The organism is Syntrophomonas wolfei subsp. wolfei str. Goettingen G311, assembly GCF_000014725.1.
Taxonomy (GTDB): Bacteria; Bacillota; Syntrophomonadia; order Syntrophomonadales; family Syntrophomonadaceae; genus Syntrophomonas; species Syntrophomonas wolfei.
In genome coordinates this window covers 2,137,098-2,153,379 of the sequence record NC_008346.1, presented here as the reverse complement: position 1 = coordinate 2,153,379, position 16,282 = coordinate 2,137,098, and the positions used below count along the sequence as shown (strand labels likewise).

Sequence of the window (16,282 nt, the reverse complement as noted above, 5' to 3'; positions counted from 1 at the left end):
ATATGGCTTAACAGTCATTTGCCTCTTTTCCAAGCAACCCGTTTGAATGCCTTCAAATTTTAATATGAATTACTCTGCCATACAGTATAATGTGACATACTCCCGGTATTGAAATACCGGGATTCTTAGCGAAGTTTTAAGCACTGGTTTGTATTAGGCACTTATTATAGCGCCCAAATACAAACTTGCTCTCATGCAAAAGGTCATAAATATTTATTATGTTTCTATTTAATATGCCTGATTCCTTCCTGCAAAAAATCCTATCAGCGCCAGTAGTTATCAAATCATGTTTTACCTTCAAATATTTACTTGCATTTAGTTATAAAAAGCTATAAACTTGCAAATAATAATAGTTACCAACTAGGAGGTATTACCATGAACTCCAAGCTGCAGGAATTAAGCAATTGCGGCTTTAAGATTACCCCTCAGCGCCGCTTGATTCTGGATATCCTGCAAAAAAGCGACCGCCCCCTGACCGCTGAAGAAACAGCGGAACGGATCAAGAAAAAAGAACCGCGTATTTCCGTGGCAACTATTTATCGCAACCTCAATCTTCTGGTGGAAATAGAAGTTTTGAGCAAACTCGAAATAGCTGATGCTGCTGCCCGTTTTCAAATAAACCAGGGACACAATCACCACCTGCTTTGTCTGGGCTGTGGGGCAGCAATAAAAATTGGAATTTGCCCTTTGCAGGGAAGGGTAGAGGAGCTTATTCAGGAACACGGTTTCAGCATTGATTCCCATTATTTTGAGATAACCGGCTATTGTCGGGAATGCCAGTTGAAAGAGGCTGGAGAATAATATTGAGAGGGAGGAAAAAATGAGGAAGAAACTTTTGCTAATTCTACTATTATTAGGAATATTTATTTTACCGGGTTGTAAGCCAACCCCCCAGAGCAATCCGGTCTTGGATGCAGAGGAGCATACGGGTAAAATCAAAGCCTTTGTAAGCATTTTGCCCCAGGCCTATTTTGTTGAGCGCATTGGGGAGGACAAAGTCGATGTATCCGTAATGATTCCGCCCGGAGCCAACCCCGAAAATTATGAAATTAGCCCGGCCCAGTTGAAAGAATTGAGCACTGCGGATGTTTACATAATGTCGGGCAAGCTTCCCAGTGAGGAAACATGGCTGCCCCGTCTTATAGCGGCCAACAAAAAAATGCTGGTTCTGGATTCTTCCCAGTCTATTGACTTCGATGAACACAATCCCCATATATGGCTTTCTCCCCGACTGGTGAAAAAACAGGCGGCCAACATTGCTGAAACCCTGATCCAGCTTGATCCTGATAACAAGGCCTTTTATAGCCACAACCTGGAGCAATTGCTGCTTGCGTTGGATGAGCTGGATAAAGAAATCCGGGAGAATCTTTCCGGAGTAAAGCAAAAAAGCTTTATAGTTTATCACCCGGCCTGGGGATACTTTGCCCGTGATTATGGTTTGGAGGAAATAGCTATCGAGGAACACGGTAAGGAACCTGGAGCCCGTGAATTAGCCCGCCTAGTGGAAGAAGCCCGGGCTAAAAAAATTAACGAAGTCTTTGCCTCTCCCCAGCATAGCAGCAGGAGCGCGGAAGTTTTTGCCCAGGAGATCGGGGGAAAAGTGGTATTCCTTGATCCTCTACCCCGAAACTATATAAGTGATATGCAAGTAGTGGCTAAAACCCTGGCCGATGCTTTGTCTGATTGAAGCACAGGTATACTTTGATGGATAGAATGGATAGAGAAGAAAGAAAAAAAGTTGTCGAAATAGAAAATCTGCTAGTAAAGCTGGATGGACGAACCGTACTGGAAGAGGTGAACCTCAGCGTATATGAAAAAGATTTCCTGGGGATTATTGGTCCCAACGGCGGGGGAAAAACTACGCTGTTGAAAACTATTCTGGGGCTGGTAACTGCGGAAGCCGGAACTGTCAAAATAATGGGAAAAAGAATAAGTGAAAACAGAGGGCAGGTGGCATATGTTCCACAATACGCTGCCTTTGACCGCAGCTTTCCGGTTAATGTCTGGGAAGTGGTTTTGATGGGACGCCTGGGTTCAAAAAGAGGGAGGAGCTATTCCGGGCTGGATCAGGAGATCGCCCGGGAAGTACTGAAACGGGTGGAAATGTATGAACTGCGACATCGCCGCATAGGTGAGCTTTCTGGGGGTGAAATACAGCGGGTGCTGGTAGCCCGGGCTCTGGCGGGGCGTCCGGAAATCTTGCTCTTGGACGAGCCCACCGCCAGTATTGATTCCCGTTTTCAGGCCGGCTTTTATGAATTGTTAGAGGAGCTCAATCGTGAGATGACTTTAATCATGGTTTCCCATGATATCAGTGCTATTTCGATATATGTGAAGACCCTGGCCTGTTTAAACCGTAAACTCTATTACCAGCATAGCAAGGAATTAAGCCCGGAAATGATAGAAAAGGGTTACCAGTGCCCGGTAGAATTAATAGCCCATGGAGTGCCTCACCGGGTGTTAGCAGCTCATGATGGGGTGGTAGGAAGCTGATGGAATTACTCCAATTTGATTTCCTGCGCCATGCTCTGGCTACCGGGATTCTGGCCAGTATTGCTTGCGGCGTGGTGGGAAGCTATGTGGTAATAAAGAGAATAGTATTTATTAGTGGTGGCATATCCCACACTGCTTATGGAGGAATCGGACTGGGATATTTCCTGGGCATCAATCCCATACTGGGAGCGGTATTTTTTACCGTAATCTCGGCTCTGGGCATGGGAATACTGGTCGAACGAACCCGTCAGCGGGAAGACACTCTCATAGGTATAATTTGGGCGGTAGGTATGGCCCTGGGGGTTATTTTTGTCAAACTCTCCCCCGGCTATACTAGTGATTTAATGAGTTATCTCTTTGGCAACATTCTGGCGGTACCTTTCCAGGATTTAATATTGATAAGCATTCTGGATGTCATTATTGTAGCAGTGGTTTGCTTTTATTTTGAAGAGCTGAAAGCAGTTGCTTTCGATGAAGAATTTGCCCAGGTTGCAGGTATCTCCACCCGCTTTTTTAACCTGTTATTATTACTCTTGATAGCGTTGACAGTAGTAGTAATGATAAGAGCGGTGGGAATTATCCTGGTGATTGCGTTGATGAGCATACCTCCGGCCATTGCCGGGCAGTCATCAAAGAGCTTGAGAGGGATGATGGTACTGGCCATTATCCTGGGTATAGTATTCAATAGCGGGGGGATTTTCCTTTCTTATGTCTTTGACCTGCCTTCCGGAGCCACTATTATTTTGCTGGCGGCGGCCGGTTTTATCATCTCTATAGCTAGCAAGCAACGCTTTGGATAGCAGTTTAGTTTTTTAAAGAATTGATGTCACTGCAAAAAGTAATAAATATTACTTTGCTTGTTTATTTATGCAACAAAAGGGGTTTTGGCAGTGGAACCAAGGATTCAATCATAAAAAAATGATTAGCTGAATAGAAAGGTAAAAGAAAAAAATATTGGGGGTTTTTAGCTTTGCTAAGGTCTTTTACCTTGTATTTTTTTATTTTCACTTTCATATGTATTGACATATGTATCGGAACTGCTCCGTTAATGGCGGAAAGTATTATAGTTAATCCACAAAATCCGCAAAAGGCAAATTCACAGAAAATCCCTGTGAATAGGATAGACAGAACTGATTTTCCCAGTCTTTTTCTAGCCGAACCGCTGTTGGAGGGCGAAAGCGTGTGGTTGGTTCAGGCCAGGCTGAAGGAACTGGGTTATGATATCCAACCCAGTGGAATCTACAATCTCCCCACCAGTCAGATAATCCGGCTCTTTCAAGTAGCCAGTGGACTGGAGGAGAATGGGGTAGTAAACCGTCCGGTTTGGGAAGCTTTATTATTCAGCGATGCTGGCGAACCATGCTTGCAGGGCGATTCTCAAGACAAGCGGGGACGCTTGCTTATCGAAATAGATGTGGCTAGCAGAAAGCTGGTGTTGACTGAAGATGGAAAGCTGGTTAAAGAATATCCGGTAGCTGTGGGCAAAAGCAAGACTCCTACTCCTCTGGGAGAGTGGAAAGTGGTGCATAAGGGGCTTAACTGGGGTAACGGTTTCGGTACTCGTTGGATGGGATTGAATGTACCCTGGGGAATTTACGGTATACACGGCACCAATAAACCTGGCTCCATAGGGTCTTATGCTTCTCATGGCTGTATAAGAATGTTCAACCGGCATGTGGAAGAACTTTATCCTTTAGTTCCGGCAGGAACCAGGGTGAGGATCGTGGAGAATGGTAAAATGTTTCCCCAGGATCTAAAACCGGTTCTCCTGAAAAAAAATTCCTCTGGGCAGAGGGTGGTATATGTGCAGAGCAGGCTAAAAGAGCTGGGTTTGGAATTTGACCGGGCTGATGGCCGCTATGGCAATATGACTGAGCTGGCAGTAAAGTACTTCCAAGCCTGGCGCGGGCTGGAAGCTACCGGAGAAATGGATGAGGCCACTTACCGGGCTATGGGGATGATAGAATGAGATATTCCTTGCGGGGGTAAAGAAATATTTCAAGTTTAAATTAAGAAAATGATTCATTACAATTAATTATATTATATATGATTAATAATATGGTAAAATGTTTGAAAGCAAAGCAAGGAGTTGAATAGAAAATGAGAAAAACCATAGATGCCCGGGGTTTAACCTGCCCTCAACCGGTAGTTTTAACCAAGAAAGCGCTGGAAGAAGAAGAGACTTCTGAAGTCTTAACCATTGTAGACAATAGCAACGCTTTAGAAAATGTATCCCGACTGGCTCATACCCTCAAACTGGAATGCAAGGTGGATGAGAAGGAGGGCAACTATTATATCGACATATGGAAAGGAGAAAGCTCTGAAAACTTGAGCCTGGCAGAAAGTTCTTACAGTGATACTGTAGTTTTAATAAGCGGGAATGTACTGGGGCGGGGGGATGATAAGCTGGGAGCTCTTCTTATGAAGAACTTTATTTATACTCTGACCCAGGTGGAAGGAGCGGTAAAGTCGCTAATATTTATGAATGGCGGGGTATTATTAAGCACGGAAGGTTCTGAAGTGTTGGAGCAAATCAGACTGCTGGAGGAAAGTGGAGTGGAGGTTTTATCCTGCGGTACTTGCCTGGACTCTTTCCAACTCAGTGATAAGCTCAGGGTTGGAATTACCACCAATATGTACACTATCGTGGAGCGTTTGAGCGGGGCTGCCAGGGTAATCACCTTATAGTAAAAAAGCTGCAGTTAAAAAGTGTTGAGCTATAATTTGCACGCTGATCGCCACGCGGGTTTTATCGGTATAGATAACCTGGGTGGCTGGTATTTTTTTCAGGAAAATATATCTTGCTGCCTGGGGTTTTTGAGGCTTGGATAAATTTACCCAAAAAATTTGCTTAGATAAAGGGAAATATTATCGGGTGCCGAATATAGCTATTAAATAGTTGAATGCGACTATAGCTCTGGAGGAGGGGATAAATATGGCTGATGAAATTCAACTGGTTGTCTTCATCCTGAAAATGGATAATGTAGTATGTGAATACGGCGTACCTATTACCAAGGTACAGGAAATAATAACCATGCCTGTGCCGACCAAGCTTCCCCAGGCCCCTGATTTTGTCGAAGGAATAATAAATCTCCGGGGAAAAATAATCCCTATTATTGACCTGAAAAAACGATTTCAAATGGGAGCATCAGAAACCACCAGCGAGAGCCGCAGTGTGGTGGTGGAGGTAGAGGGGCAAACCGTAGGAATCATTGTTGATGAAGTAAGTGAGGTTTTGCGTCTGTCTACCGAAAGCATTGAGCCTCCACCGGCAGTGATTGGGGGAATCGCCGCTGATTATCTTACCGGGGTGGGAAAATTGGATGACAGGTTGTTAATTCTGCTGGATATGGATAGAATACTGAATGAGAAGGAAAAGACAGAGCTGGTGGATATGAGTGAAGCTGTAGTTTAGAGCCCGCCCACACCGCCCTGAATCCTGAAATGGTTTCAGGGCTTTTGTGTTTTGTTATACAATGAGTGTAAGCTCAGCCAGGAGGAAAATGTAATTGTTAGTGGGAATAGATATAATAGAAATTGAACGGGTAAAAGAGGCCTTTACCCGGACTCCCAGGCTTCTGCAGCGCTTGTTTACGGAGCAGGAACGATTATATTGCTTTAGCAAGAAAAATCCCTATCCTTCTCTAGCGGTTCGTTTTGCGGCTCGGGAAGCGCTGCGCAAGCTGCATCCGGCTTTTGCGATAGGAGTAGCCTTCCATGATGTTGAGATTCTGAGCCTGGAGGATGGGCGTCCAGAGTTGCTTTTGCACGGAAGCGCAGCGGAAATATGCCGGGAACAGGGCATAAGAAAATTATCATTAAGCCTCTCCCACTCGCAGGAGCAGGCGATTGCTGTGGTAATTGCAGAGAAAGGGTGATAAATGGTGAAAATACTTACCGCCCGGGAAATGAAGGAAATTGATAGCAAAGCTACCAGTGAATATGGTATCCCCAGCCTTATCCTGATGGAGAATGCCGGAATAAGAACAGTGGAAGTTATTGAAGATTTGCTGGAAAGCAGCCAGTCCAAGAAGGTGGTGGTTCTGGCCGGGAAAGGCAATAACGGCGGGGATGGGCTGGTGGTGGCCCGTCATCTTATGAATGCCGGTATTCATGTTGATGTTTTCTTGCTGGCCGGCAGTGATGAAATGACCCCGGATTCATATACCAACTACCAAATACTTTCCCGGATGAGCCGGAACATCTTTCCGCTGCAGGTGGAAGAAGGCCTGGATAGATTGATGCTGGCACTTTTGTCCTGTGACCTTATTGTTGATGCCATCTATGGTATCGGTTTCCAGGGGCAGATGAATGATTTTGATTCTCAGATAGTAAGGATGGTCAACTGGAGCAAAGCAGTGGTTGTGGCAGTGGACATTCCCTCCGGGGTTGAGGCGGACAGCGGTAGGGTTCATGGGGAAGCTATCCGGGCTTCCCATACGGTAAGCTTTGCCCTGCCCAAAATCGGCCTGCTGTTGGAGCCGGGAAAAGACTATGTTGGTACCTTGAGCGTTGCCGATATATCCATTCCCGCCCCGCTTTTACAGGATAAAAACTTGAAGACCAGCTTGATAAGCGAAGCTATGGTTATGTACTGGCTTGGACCCCGCCATCCGGAGTCCCACAAGGGAACTTTCGGTCATGCCCTGCTTATAGGAGCTTCACCGGGTTTGAGCGGAGCGGTAATCATGGCCGCCGGTGCCGCTCTTAAAAGTGGTGCAGGATTGGTAACGGCAGCAGTTCCAGAGTCACTGCTGGGGGTGGTTGATGCTGGGTGGATGGAAATAATGAGCAGCCCGCTGGCGGAGAGCAAGCAGGGAACCATAGCTCTGGAGGCTTTACCCCTTATTGAAGGCTTGCTGGGGCGGGCTTCAGCCTGTGCTATCGGCCCGGGGATGTCCCGTTTTCCTGAAGCCCCTGCCATACTTCATTCAGTTTTGAAAAAAGCCGGTATTCCCATATTGATAGATGCCGATGGACTTAACGCTCTGGCTGAGGATCTAAACATATTAAAGGATCACCAGGTTCCCGTGGTTCTTACCCCTCATCCCGGTGAGATGGCCCGGCTTACGGGAAAAAATATCGAGGAAATCCAGTCCAACCGCATTGCCGTAGCCCGTGAATTTGCCCAGCAATGGGGCGTCACCCTGGTATTGAAGGGAAATAAGACATTAATTGCCAGTGCTACCGGAGAAATATTCTTAAACATTACCGGTAATCCCGGAATGGCGACTGCCGGAAGCGGTGATGTACTCTGTGGTCTGATCGTCGGGCTCATGGCTCAAGGCTTGAGGCCCCTGGATGCTTCTATTGCCGGGGTGTATTTACACGGTCTGGCCGGAGACCGGGCTGCCGGAATAAAGGGGCAACGGGGGTTGCTGGCGGGTGATATTCTTAATAGCCTGCCGGATATTATGCAGCAATTTGAGAGATGATAAGCATTGCCAAGAGCCTTTGTTGCATAATAATATTTATTACTTTTTGCATTATTCAAAATTTATACAGGGAGAGAAGTGGGTAAGATGCTAGCTAAAGACATAATGACCAGGGAAGTTATTACCGTGGGTAAAAATGACAGCCTGGAAGAGGTAGCGCGAATTTTATTGGAAGAGAAAATAAGTGGAGTCCCAGTAATTGATGCCGACAGTTATGTGATAGGGATAGTAACGGAAAAGGATTTAATAGTTAAAGCCAGCGAGTTGAAGATGCCCTTCTATGTTACTTTATTTGACAGTATTATTTTCCTGGAAAACCCCATACGATTTAATAACAATATAAAGAAATTTACCGCATCACAGGTTGAAGATGCCATGACCACCAAAGTGATAATGGTGGAAGAGGATACGGAAGTGAGTAGAATCGTAGAAATCATGCAGGACAAACGGGTTAACCGGGTGCCTGTGGTCCGGCATGGAAAGCTGGTGGGTATAATCTCCCGCAATGATATTTTGAAGTCGCTGGTAAAAAAGAATGGATAATAGAAGACCAACCTGGGCAGAAATAGATTTAACAGCCATAAAACACAATATACTCATGATCAGAAATAAAGTTAGCCCGGCGATAATAATGGCCATAGTAAAAGCTGATGCTTACGGCCACGGCATGTTAGAAGTATCCAGGGCCTGCCTGCAAGAGGGGGTGGAATGGCTGGGTGTAGCCAGTCTGGATGAAGCCATTCATTTAAGGGAAGCGGGAATCAAGTCTCCAGTACTGGTACTTGGCTTTATTCCGGAGGAATTTGCTGAAGCAACGGTTGAATACGATATAAGCGCAAGTGTTTTTTCCCTTTCCTTTGCTCGAGCACTTTCGCAGGCGGCAAGCAGGCTTAGCCGGACAGCTCGGGTGCATATTAAGATTGATAGTGGAATGGGACGTTTGGGTTTTGCTCCGATCCCGTCATCACTTGCACTGGTACAGGAAATAGCTGCCCTGCCCGGAATCGAAGTAGAAGGAATATTTACCCATTTTGCGGATGCCGATGCTGAAGACAAGAGTTTTACTTATGAACAGCTCAGAATATTCTCCAATTTTGTAAGTGATCTGGAGAAGGGGGGGCTGTCAATTCCGCTAAAGCATTGTTCCAACAGTGCCGCTATTTTAGATATTCCTGAAGCCCGTCTAAATATGGTAAGAGCAGGAATTGTCCTCTATGGTCTTTATCCTTCAGAAGATATGAAACGCTTGGGCCTGGATATCATCCCGGCCATGACTCTGAAGAGCCGGATTAGTTTTCTTAAGGTTTTGGAGCCTGGTCATTATATAAGTTATGGCAGAACCTTCTGTTGTCAGCAAGCGACCCGGGTAGCAACCGTACCCATTGGCTATGCTGATGGATATCATCGCTTATTATCCAACCGATCCACCGCCGTTATTAGAGGGGAAAAAGTACCTTCAATTGGAATGGTATGTATGGATCAATGTATGTTTGATGTTAGTGGACTGGAGAGGGTGAAAGAAGGAGATGAAGTGATACTTTTCGGAAAGCCGTCAGATGGCGTGACTGCGGATGATTTAGCCCGGATATTGGGTACCATCAATTATGAAATAGTATGTGCGGTTAGTGCGCGGGTGCCGCGGTTGCATGTAAAAGCTGGCGGAATGTAATTATTGGATTTGCGAGCATGCCTAATAATTAATTATAATTAATTAATAGTATTGAACGGAAATCATTTTTGGAGGTGCTCGCTTTGCCAGCCTCGAGAAGAATTATAATAACTGTTTCAGAAAGCCTGCTGTCAGAGGTTGATCATATTACCCGAGACTTTTGCACATTAGTTAAGACCCAAAATAATGGGGTTTGAGTCGTACAGAAAAAGGACTTCACCCCCATTTTGCCGAATTAATAAGTGACAAAACAAATAACCCGTAGGAGGCGAAGTCACTTATGAATATTCGACAGAACTGTATTTTCTCCTTTGAAGACGCATTAAAAATACAACCGAAATCAAGGCTTGAGAAAATAATTAACACCCTTGATCTAAAACCAGTTCTTTGCAAATTAGATAAACCTGGCGAGATAAGAGTTGGACCAAAACCATACCCAGCCTATGCGATGTTAAATGCCCTGATAGCTATGAGACTAGAGAACATGGGTACCTTTACTCAACTGGTTGAACGACTTACTTATGATCCTCATCTACGGTATGTTTGCGGTTTTGAACCATTTGGTACCGCGCCTAGCAAATCATGTTTTAGCCGGTTTTATTCAAAACTTGCTCAGAGCGGTTGTTTAGAAACATTGTTTACTTCCCTGGTTAAACAAGCAGAGGAAATGGGCCTTCTTGATCTTAGTTCAGTAGCAATTGACGCTACCAAGGTAGAAGCTTATGAAAAGTCCGTTCCCCGCAAGAATATCATCCAGGATGGTAATGCCGCTGATTGGGGTATTAAGAGTGATACCAACGGCAACCCTATCAAGTGGTTTGGCTACAAGCTCCATATTGGCACCGATGTAAGGTCCGGGCTTCCCATAGCAATGAAGGTAACGCCGGCCAATTGTTCTGATTCCAGTGTAGCTTTGGAGTTGGTTGAGAAATGTTGTGCCAATACTCAGTCCAAAATAGTTTACTTCCTGATGGATGCTGGCTATGACCACCGTGAAATATATTCTGTAATCAGAGATAAATACCACGCCCAAGCTATCATTGCCCTGAATAAGCGGGGTGCTAAACAACCTCCAGAAGGTTTTGATTGGGATGGAACTCCCATCTGTTCTGCTAGGTATCGGATGGTGTACTGGGGTTCCTATCAGGGAGTAAACAAGTTTAGATGTCCTCATATTATGGGTAAATGCGACTGTCCTTTTGGCTCCGCCTGGTGTTCTGATAGCAACTATGGAATGGTGGTAAAAACTAAAGTTAAAGACGATCCCAGGTTATTTTCAAGTCCCCACCGGGGCTCTGCTAACTGGCAGAAGCAATATAATTTGAGAACCTACTCAGAACGCTGTTTCAGCCGTTTTAAGGAAAACTTGGGTTTAGAAGACGGGCTAAACGTTAGAAAAATAACTAAGGTTGAAACCCACGCTTATCTCTGCGCTATAACTATGATTGCAGCTGTAATAGCAATAAACCAAGACAGCAGTACTAGATCATCAGCAGCATAATATTTTATCAGTTTTTTAAGAACTATCCCTTTAAAGGGAGGAGTATGCCCAATTACTGAAATTATTTATTAACGAATGTAACTAGATTGACTAACTGTAATTTACTGTAAAGCGGTGGCGCTGTGTTACTCAAATATTTGCTTTTGCTATACGGATTTTTTTGAGTTATGCAAAAGTCTCACCCTGGAAGAAAGTAAAAACCGCAGTCAAATTGTCCGGGAAGCTATAAAGTTTTATCTTGGGGAGCGCAAAAGGCTAATGGCCATAGAACAAATGAAAAAGGGTTACCTGGAGATGGCGGAGATTAATCTGAATATTGCCTGTAAGAATAGCGGAGTGGAGGAGGAAGCCCTGGTCAATTCCATAGAAAATTTAATGGAGTGATTGGATAGATGATCAAACGAGGTGAAATATATTTTGCTCAACTAAACCCGGTGATCGGGTCAGAACAGGGTGGAGTCAGGCCAGTGGTGGTTGTGCAAAATGATATAGGCAACCAGTACAGTCCCACTACCATTATTCTTGCTATTACCGCCCAGATTAATAAGGCCAAATTACCTACTCATATCGAGCTCAAAGCAGCAGTATACGGGCTGGAGAGGGATTCGGTAATCCTGGCCGAGCAGATACGGACTATTGACAAAACCAGACTAAAACAACGAATAGCCGTTTTAAATGATGATACTATGAACAAGGTTGACCAAGCTCTAAACATCAGCCTGGGTTTAACGGAAGTCTGATTACATAATAAGACGGAGGACGGAAGTCGGAGGGCGGAAAACGGAAAGCGGATGATGGGTATCGGAAAGCACTTGTCGTTCGTTAGGATAAGGGATGCCTATCTTTGCAGCATACTTAGCAGGTTCTAAACTAGAACCTGTTATTTTTTTGGGGAGGCTTGAATTGTATTATTAGAAAATTAACCCGGTGATAAGATTATTCTACCGGAGAGAGGAAAGGGGAAGCAATGAAAGTGATAATAGGTATTAGCGCCAACCATAATGCGGCTGAAAGTCTTTATTGTTTAAGAGAAGCTTATGTTGTTTCCGTTAGAGAAGCCGGAGGGGTACCCCTTATCCTTCCTGCCCTGGATGATGTTACGCTGGTTGATAAGTATCTGGACATTTGTGATGCTTTTATTCTCTCCGGGGGCGGGGATATTGATCCCTTTTATTGGGGAGAAGTTCCTGAAACGGGTCTGGGTGAGATAAACCCCTTAAGGGACTCCTTTGAACTTATGCTGGCCCGAAGACTACTGCTCCAAAACACCCCGGTTTTAGGAATCTGCCGGGGCTGTCAACTGCTTTCCGTAGCTGCCGGTGGCAAGCTGGTTCAGGATTTGGCTACAGGAATGAGTCATGAGCAGAATGCTCCGCGCCCTTATCCTTTTCATGATATATTAATATACAAAGAAACTATGCTGGCCCGGATTCTGGACAGTCATGAAGCCAGAGTAAACAGCTTTCATCACCAGGCGGTCAGGGAAGCAGGAGTGGGAATGAGGGTAAGCGCCCGAGCTCCTGATGGCACCATTGAGGCTATTGAGAGCATGGATAAAAACTTCTGGCTGGGAGTTCAATGGCATCCCGAATTCCTGCGGGATGAATATTCCCGGAGACTATTTCGGGCATTGATCGAAGCTGTATATATGACAAAATAACAGGCAGATTATACTATCAAGGTTTCTGATGGCACACTTGGACAAATCGTTAGCATTATAACGAGGTGAAATATGTCCCCCGCTTCTTTAAGCGGTCGCCTATTTACAAAACAGGCGGTGGGTTCTTAATCCCCCGCCTCGTTGCAGCTGTGTGTTGAAACTGCTTCGCATTTCTTCCGATGCTTTAAAACAAAGCTATCACTACATTGTCATTAGTAATTAATTTGGTATAATGTAATTACTAAGTAATTACTTCTTTCGCTGGGGGGGCTACGTATGAAGACTGATGTCATACGCATAGGGAACTCGAAGGGAATTAGAATTCCTGCAACCATATTGAAGCAGTGCGGAATAGGCTCCAAGGTTGAAATAGTAGTCAGAGATGATGAGATAATCCTAAAACCTGTGAAAATCCTGCGTGAAGGATGGGCAAATTCCTTTCAACAAATGCATAAATGCGGAGATGACAAACTGATTATACCTGACGATCTCGATACAGAACTGTTGGAGGAATGGGATGACAATTGAACAGTACGAGATTTACTGGGTAGATTTAAACCCCACCCAGGGTGCAGAGATTAATAAAGTTAGGCCTTGTGTAATAATATCTCCACCAGAAATGAATCAACATATTCGAACAGTTATTATTGCCCCAGTTACCAAACGGGGGCGTCAGAGTTATCCTACCCGTATACAGATAACAACTGAGAACAGCATTTCGGGATGGATTGTTTTAGATCAGATTAGAGCGATTGATAAGAGCAGGCTTAGAAATAAAATATCTTCGTTAAATGCCAGTGATATCGCTGCGATAAAGTCGATCATTCAAGAGATGTTAGTTGATTAACCTTATATTCAAGGAATAGCAATGCCCATAAACCAAAGAAACCATCAATCTCTGCACCAGAATATTCAGGTTCTTGACATTTGTGTCAGATACTTATATATTATAATTATATTATATAAGTATATGGGGTGTTGTTTGCTGAATAAGATTGAAACACAATTGGTTAACAATATTTTGGATGCGCTTCAATGCGCCAAGGCGGCAGTATCGTTGCTGCCGCAGCTGCCGCCCAACATAAAACCTGTCTATTTTCGTATTCTGAACGCGATCTATAAACTCAACCATTATACGGGCAGGCCGCGCATTTCCGATATCAGCAAGGAATCTGGATTATTGCTTCCCAATACGACGAAGGTTATTAATGAGATGGTTGAATTAAATATTCTGGAAAAATTCACCCCAGATTTTGATAAACGGGTTGTATTGGTGCGGGCGACTGAACTGGGGGAGCAGTACATCCAAAAATATATTGTCAGCTTTATCGAAAGTTTGGAGAAGCAATTATCAAGAATCAATGAAATCGAATGCATAATTATGATCGACACCATTTATAAAGTGCATCAGGCAATAAAAACGGTCTATCACGAACAAGAACCCGAGAAGGATGCTATCAACTAATGGATATAGACATCATGCCGCTTATCCTTAACTGGTTACTGACCTGCAGGTAGTACTATTCAGTGAGAATCCACCCTTTACTCGCTCGAAAAAAACCGTCTATGTCCAAAAAGGAAGGAGAAAAATCCATGTTCAAAGTAAAAGATTATGTTGTGTATGGTTTAAATGGGGTATGTCAGATTGCAGATATTCGAAAAGATAATTATGACAACAGCAATGAAACCGAATATTACATTTTAAAACCCGTTTACAACACCAGCATAACGAGTATTATGGTCCCGGTAAACAACTCCAATATTATGATGAGAGCAATCAGTACCAAAAATGACGTTCTATCTCTAATAGCTAAGATGCCTGATATTGAAACAACCTCTTGGATAGATAATGATACGCAGAGAACCAATCAGTATAAAGCTGCGCTGCGAACCGGAAAAACCGAAGAATGGGTCAAAATTATCAAGACTCTGTATCAAGAGAAAAAAGCCAGATCAGCCGTGGGCAGAAAATTAACCACTACAGATGAAGGTTTGCTGAATACTGCTGAAAAACACTTGAATGAAGAGTTTGCCATAGCTTTGGACATCTCACCTGATGAAGTTGTTTCATATATTCGTAAACATATTTCATAACCGTTACCCATACCGCCACAGTAAACAGCTTTCATCACCAGGCGGTCGGTCAGGGAAGCGGGAGTAGGAATGAGAGTAAGCGCCCGGGCTCCTGATGGTACCAACGAGGTATTCCTGATTTGTCACAGTCGTGTTCCAGTGCGGCAGCATTTCCAACAAGGATTCCATAGAAGCAATATTGGGACAGGGGAAATAGCTACAATTCAAACAGCGTTCCATGCCCTTTTCCCGTGCGCAGTTTCTGATCTGACACAGCGCGCAATTGCCAAAAACACTGTCCGTTTTGTAGCCATGGCATTTCAGCTCCATGCCCAGTTCATCGCCCAAACAGCAGGCCAGGGGGTCCTTGATACCGGTCTGGTATGCCTTTATGATGGAGCATGCCCCACAATACAACCCGCAGTATGTGTCGTAATTAAAATCACCCATTAATAAATCCCCTTTCAAAGTAGTTTTAGTTTTTGTCCGGCCTAATATATAATCCCCGCTATGGATTTGGATTTGCTGGGAAATTCCTTAAATATCAGGTCCTTCACGGGGCCGATTTGTCCCCTTAATCAGCTTAAACTCCTTAGCGCTATTCATTAAAGGGGCCACTACTTCTATTCTCGGCTAATATCAATTGTTTGGCCGCAATTAGTATTTTCTGCGATTTTCCAGCCTTTCCCAAAAGTCAATTGACTCCGGAGAAAGCCCGGTTATTTTTTGGCATTCCTCTTGTATCTTTTTTCCGCAATCATCGCAGACATGGTAAGCGAAAACGATTATATTTGATGTCTTTGTAGCGATAGTCGGTAAACGGAATCCCGAATTCTTGGTGGCAGATCAAACACGTGGCAGTGTACAGGCTTGCTACCCCTTTATCTGCAGGTTGCGAATCCGGACTGCCTTTAAGTTTCAGGTCATTACGGGTTTCATCTTGCTGTTCACCACCACCTTTGCCTTCCTGTATACCCAGCCAGAAGTCTTTCCAGAATACCTCAATCCATTCCCGCGATAATTCAGGGACGATTCGCATCCAGAGCAGTAGGCCGTCCCGCATGGCGCGATAGGAGAGAAGCATCTTGGCAGGAATATCCCGCCGGATTATTCCTTGCTGCATTCCTTCCCCCAGTATTTCCAACATTTTTTTTCAAATGGTTCTTCACGTTTGACGATGTCTATATGGCCATTATGTTGACAGACCGAACAAGTAATTTCTAACAGGCAATTGAAAAAATCCAAAAGCTGCATATGGTGCCAAGTGATTAAATCATGTAAGATAGTGCCAGTAAATAGATGTAGGAAAAAACAGGTTTTTGTTGGTCTCGGAGGAGGGTATTATGAGAAATACGATTATTATAGGGCTCCTATTTATGCTCACGATGTACAAGTAAGTATTTGCTTCTGCAAAAGATTCCTCAGCGGCATTTTGCCCAACATCACATCAA

Annotated in this window: 21 protein-coding genes; 19 read left to right on the top strand and 2 right to left on the bottom strand. The window is 44.2% G+C overall.

The features are described 5' to 3' along the window. Positions 1 to 375: 375 nt before the first annotated feature. The 19 genes from SWOL_RS09780 (at position 376) to SWOL_RS09690 (ending at position 14,852) form a co-directional block, all read left to right on the top strand. Positions 376 to 801, top strand: a complete 426-nt coding sequence (locus SWOL_RS09780) for a Fur family transcriptional regulator (protein WP_011641284.1) — start codon at positions 376 to 378, stop codon at positions 799 to 801. Positions 802 to 820: 19 nt separating this feature from the next. Next, entirely contained in the window at positions 821 to 1,687 is an 867-nt protein-coding gene (locus tag SWOL_RS09775; protein WP_011641283.1) for a metal ABC transporter solute-binding protein, Zn/Mn family, read from the top strand. A gap of 17 nt (positions 1,688 to 1,704) precedes the next feature. Then, positions 1,705 to 2,493 carry a metal ABC transporter ATP-binding protein gene (locus tag SWOL_RS09770; RefSeq protein WP_011641282.1) on the top strand — a complete coding sequence of 263 codons (789 nt, stop codon included), beginning with the start codon at positions 1,705 to 1,707 and terminating at the stop codon, positions 2,491 to 2,493. Next, the gene (locus tag SWOL_RS09765) at positions 2,493 to 3,293 is read left to right on the top strand and encodes a metal ABC transporter permease (RefSeq protein WP_011641281.1); all 801 of its coding nucleotides are present in this window, start codon (positions 2,493 to 2,495) and stop codon (positions 3,291 to 3,293) included. The genes SWOL_RS09770 and SWOL_RS09765 overlap by 1 nt, the downstream gene beginning before the upstream one ends. Positions 3,294 to 3,604: 311 nt before the next feature. Next, complete coding sequence (locus SWOL_RS09760) at positions 3,605 to 4,462, top strand: L,D-transpeptidase family protein (RefSeq protein WP_207635286.1); 858 nt, start codon at positions 3,605 to 3,607, stop codon at positions 4,460 to 4,462. A 131-nt stretch (positions 4,463 to 4,593) separates the two neighbouring features. Then, positions 4,594 to 5,181 carry a sulfurtransferase-like selenium metabolism protein YedF gene (gene yedF / locus SWOL_RS09755; protein WP_011641279.1) on the top strand — a complete coding sequence of 196 codons (588 nt, stop codon included), beginning with the start codon at positions 4,594 to 4,596 and terminating at the stop codon, positions 5,179 to 5,181. Positions 5,182 to 5,428: 247 nt separating this feature from the next. After that, positions 5,429 to 5,908 carry a chemotaxis protein CheW gene (locus SWOL_RS09750; protein ID WP_011641278.1) on the top strand — a complete coding sequence of 160 codons (480 nt, stop codon included), beginning with the start codon at positions 5,429 to 5,431 and terminating at the stop codon, positions 5,906 to 5,908. A 100-nt stretch (positions 5,909 to 6,008) separates the two neighbouring features. Further along, the gene (gene acpS / locus SWOL_RS09745; RefSeq protein WP_242649402.1) at positions 6,009 to 6,371 is read left to right on the top strand and encodes a holo-ACP synthase; all 363 of its coding nucleotides are present in this window, start codon (positions 6,009 to 6,011) and stop codon (positions 6,369 to 6,371) included. A gap of 3 nt (positions 6,372 to 6,374) precedes the next feature. Further along, positions 6,375 to 7,928, top strand: coding sequence for a bifunctional ADP-dependent NAD(P)H-hydrate dehydratase/NAD(P)H-hydrate epimerase (locus SWOL_RS09740; RefSeq protein ID WP_011641276.1), 1,554 nt, complete (start codon positions 6,375 to 6,377; stop codon positions 7,926 to 7,928). A gap of 87 nt (positions 7,929 to 8,015) precedes the next feature. Then, a complete protein-coding gene (locus SWOL_RS09735) occupies positions 8,016 to 8,471 on the top strand; it encodes a CBS domain-containing protein (RefSeq protein WP_041427518.1) in 456 nt (151 codons plus the stop codon). Beyond that, positions 8,464 to 9,597, top strand: a complete 1,134-nt coding sequence (alr, locus tag SWOL_RS09730; RefSeq protein WP_011641274.1) for an alanine racemase — start codon at positions 8,464 to 8,466, stop codon at positions 9,595 to 9,597. Before SWOL_RS09735 ends, alr begins: the two co-directional genes overlap by 8 nt. Before the next feature lie 280 nt (positions 9,598 to 9,877). Continuing rightward, the gene (locus SWOL_RS09725; protein WP_011639960.1) at positions 9,878 to 11,098 is read left to right on the top strand and encodes a transposase; all 1,221 of its coding nucleotides are present in this window, start codon (positions 9,878 to 9,880) and stop codon (positions 11,096 to 11,098) included. A gap of 258 nt (positions 11,099 to 11,356) precedes the next feature. Further along, a complete protein-coding gene (locus tag SWOL_RS15090) occupies positions 11,357 to 11,482 on the top strand; it encodes a hypothetical protein (RefSeq protein ID WP_278078266.1) in 126 nt (41 codons plus the stop codon). A gap of 8 nt (positions 11,483 to 11,490) precedes the next feature. Next, complete coding sequence (locus SWOL_RS09715) at positions 11,491 to 11,838, top strand: type II toxin-antitoxin system PemK/MazF family toxin (RefSeq protein ID WP_011641272.1); 348 nt, start codon at positions 11,491 to 11,493, stop codon at positions 11,836 to 11,838. A gap of 227 nt (positions 11,839 to 12,065) precedes the next feature. Beyond that, a complete protein-coding gene (locus SWOL_RS09710; RefSeq protein ID WP_011641271.1) occupies positions 12,066 to 12,758 on the top strand; it encodes a gamma-glutamyl-gamma-aminobutyrate hydrolase family protein in 693 nt (230 codons plus the stop codon). A gap of 276 nt (positions 12,759 to 13,034) precedes the next feature. Then, positions 13,035 to 13,286 (top strand): AbrB/MazE/SpoVT family DNA-binding domain-containing protein, encoded by a 252-nt coding sequence (locus SWOL_RS09705; protein WP_011641270.1) that lies wholly within the window; start codon positions 13,035 to 13,037, stop codon positions 13,284 to 13,286. Further along, positions 13,276 to 13,605 carry a type II toxin-antitoxin system PemK/MazF family toxin gene (locus SWOL_RS09700; protein ID WP_011641269.1) on the top strand — a complete coding sequence of 110 codons (330 nt, stop codon included), beginning with the start codon at positions 13,276 to 13,278 and terminating at the stop codon, positions 13,603 to 13,605. The genes SWOL_RS09705 and SWOL_RS09700 overlap by 11 nt, the downstream gene beginning before the upstream one ends. Positions 13,606 to 13,740: 135 nt before the next feature. Continuing rightward, positions 13,741 to 14,223 (top strand): MarR family winged helix-turn-helix transcriptional regulator, encoded by a 483-nt coding sequence (locus SWOL_RS09695; RefSeq protein ID WP_155814196.1) that lies wholly within the window; start codon positions 13,741 to 13,743, stop codon positions 14,221 to 14,223. A gap of 128 nt (positions 14,224 to 14,351) precedes the next feature. Beyond that, positions 14,352 to 14,852 carry a CarD family transcriptional regulator gene (locus SWOL_RS09690; RefSeq protein ID WP_011641267.1) on the top strand — a complete coding sequence of 167 codons (501 nt, stop codon included), beginning with the start codon at positions 14,352 to 14,354 and terminating at the stop codon, positions 14,850 to 14,852. A gap of 3 nt (positions 14,853 to 14,855) precedes the next feature. On the opposite strand, the gene SWOL_RS09685 is transcribed toward SWOL_RS09690, so the two are convergent. Together SWOL_RS09685 and SWOL_RS09680 are read right to left on the bottom strand one after the other, a co-directional pair. Further along, on the bottom strand, positions 14,856 to 15,281 hold the full coding sequence (locus tag SWOL_RS09685) for a DUF3795 domain-containing protein (RefSeq protein WP_041427517.1): 426 nt from the start codon (positions 15,279 to 15,281) through the stop codon (positions 14,856 to 14,858). A 307-nt stretch (positions 15,282 to 15,588) separates the two neighbouring features. Next, the gene (locus SWOL_RS09680) at positions 15,589 to 15,954 is read right to left on the bottom strand and encodes a hypothetical protein (RefSeq protein WP_041427516.1); all 366 of its coding nucleotides are present in this window, start codon (positions 15,952 to 15,954) and stop codon (positions 15,589 to 15,591) included. Positions 15,955 to 16,282: the final 328 nt, after the last annotated feature.

Excerpts from the sequence above, each read along its gene's own strand:
- SWOL_RS09780 (WP_011641284.1), top strand. The coding sequence starts at position 376 with ATGAACTCCAAGCTGCAGGAATTAAGCAATTGCGGCTTTAAGATTACC.
- SWOL_RS09775 (WP_011641283.1), top strand. The coding sequence starts at position 821 with ATGAGGAAGAAACTTTTGCTAATTCTACTATTATTAGGAATATTTATT.
- SWOL_RS09770 (WP_011641282.1), top strand. The coding sequence starts at position 1,705 with ATGGATAGAATGGATAGAGAAGAAAGAAAAAAAGTTGTCGAAATAGAA.
- SWOL_RS09765 (WP_011641281.1), top strand. The coding sequence starts at position 2,493 with ATGGAATTACTCCAATTTGATTTCCTGCGCCATGCTCTGGCTACCGGG.
- yedF (WP_011641279.1), top strand. The coding sequence starts at position 4,594 with ATGAGAAAAACCATAGATGCCCGGGGTTTAACCTGCCCTCAACCGGTA.
- SWOL_RS09750 (WP_011641278.1), top strand. The coding sequence starts at position 5,429 with ATGGCTGATGAAATTCAACTGGTTGTCTTCATCCTGAAAATGGATAAT.
- SWOL_RS09740 (WP_011641276.1), top strand. The coding sequence starts at position 6,375 with ATGGTGAAAATACTTACCGCCCGGGAAATGAAGGAAATTGATAGCAAA.
- SWOL_RS09735 (WP_041427518.1), top strand. The coding sequence starts at position 8,016 with ATGCTAGCTAAAGACATAATGACCAGGGAAGTTATTACCGTGGGTAAA.
- alr (WP_011641274.1), top strand. The coding sequence starts at position 8,464 with ATGGATAATAGAAGACCAACCTGGGCAGAAATAGATTTAACAGCCATA.
- SWOL_RS09725 (WP_011639960.1), top strand. The coding sequence starts at position 9,878 with ATGAATATTCGACAGAACTGTATTTTCTCCTTTGAAGACGCATTAAAA.
- SWOL_RS15090 (WP_278078266.1), top strand. The coding sequence starts at position 11,357 with ATGGCCATAGAACAAATGAAAAAGGGTTACCTGGAGATGGCGGAGATT.
- SWOL_RS09715 (WP_011641272.1), top strand. The coding sequence starts at position 11,491 with ATGATCAAACGAGGTGAAATATATTTTGCTCAACTAAACCCGGTGATC.
- SWOL_RS09710 (WP_011641271.1), top strand. The coding sequence starts at position 12,066 with ATGAAAGTGATAATAGGTATTAGCGCCAACCATAATGCGGCTGAAAGT.
- SWOL_RS09705 (WP_011641270.1), top strand. The coding sequence starts at position 13,035 with ATGAAGACTGATGTCATACGCATAGGGAACTCGAAGGGAATTAGAATT.
- SWOL_RS09700 (WP_011641269.1), top strand. The coding sequence starts at position 13,276 with ATGACAATTGAACAGTACGAGATTTACTGGGTAGATTTAAACCCCACC.
- SWOL_RS09690 (WP_011641267.1), top strand. The coding sequence starts at position 14,352 with ATGTTCAAAGTAAAAGATTATGTTGTGTATGGTTTAAATGGGGTATGT.
- SWOL_RS09685 (WP_041427517.1), bottom strand. The coding sequence starts at position 15,281 with ATGGGTGATTTTAATTACGACACATACTGCGGGTTGTATTGTGGGGCA.
- SWOL_RS09680 (WP_041427516.1), bottom strand. The coding sequence starts at position 15,954 with ATGCAGCAAGGAATAATCCGGCGGGATATTCCTGCCAAGATGCTTCTC.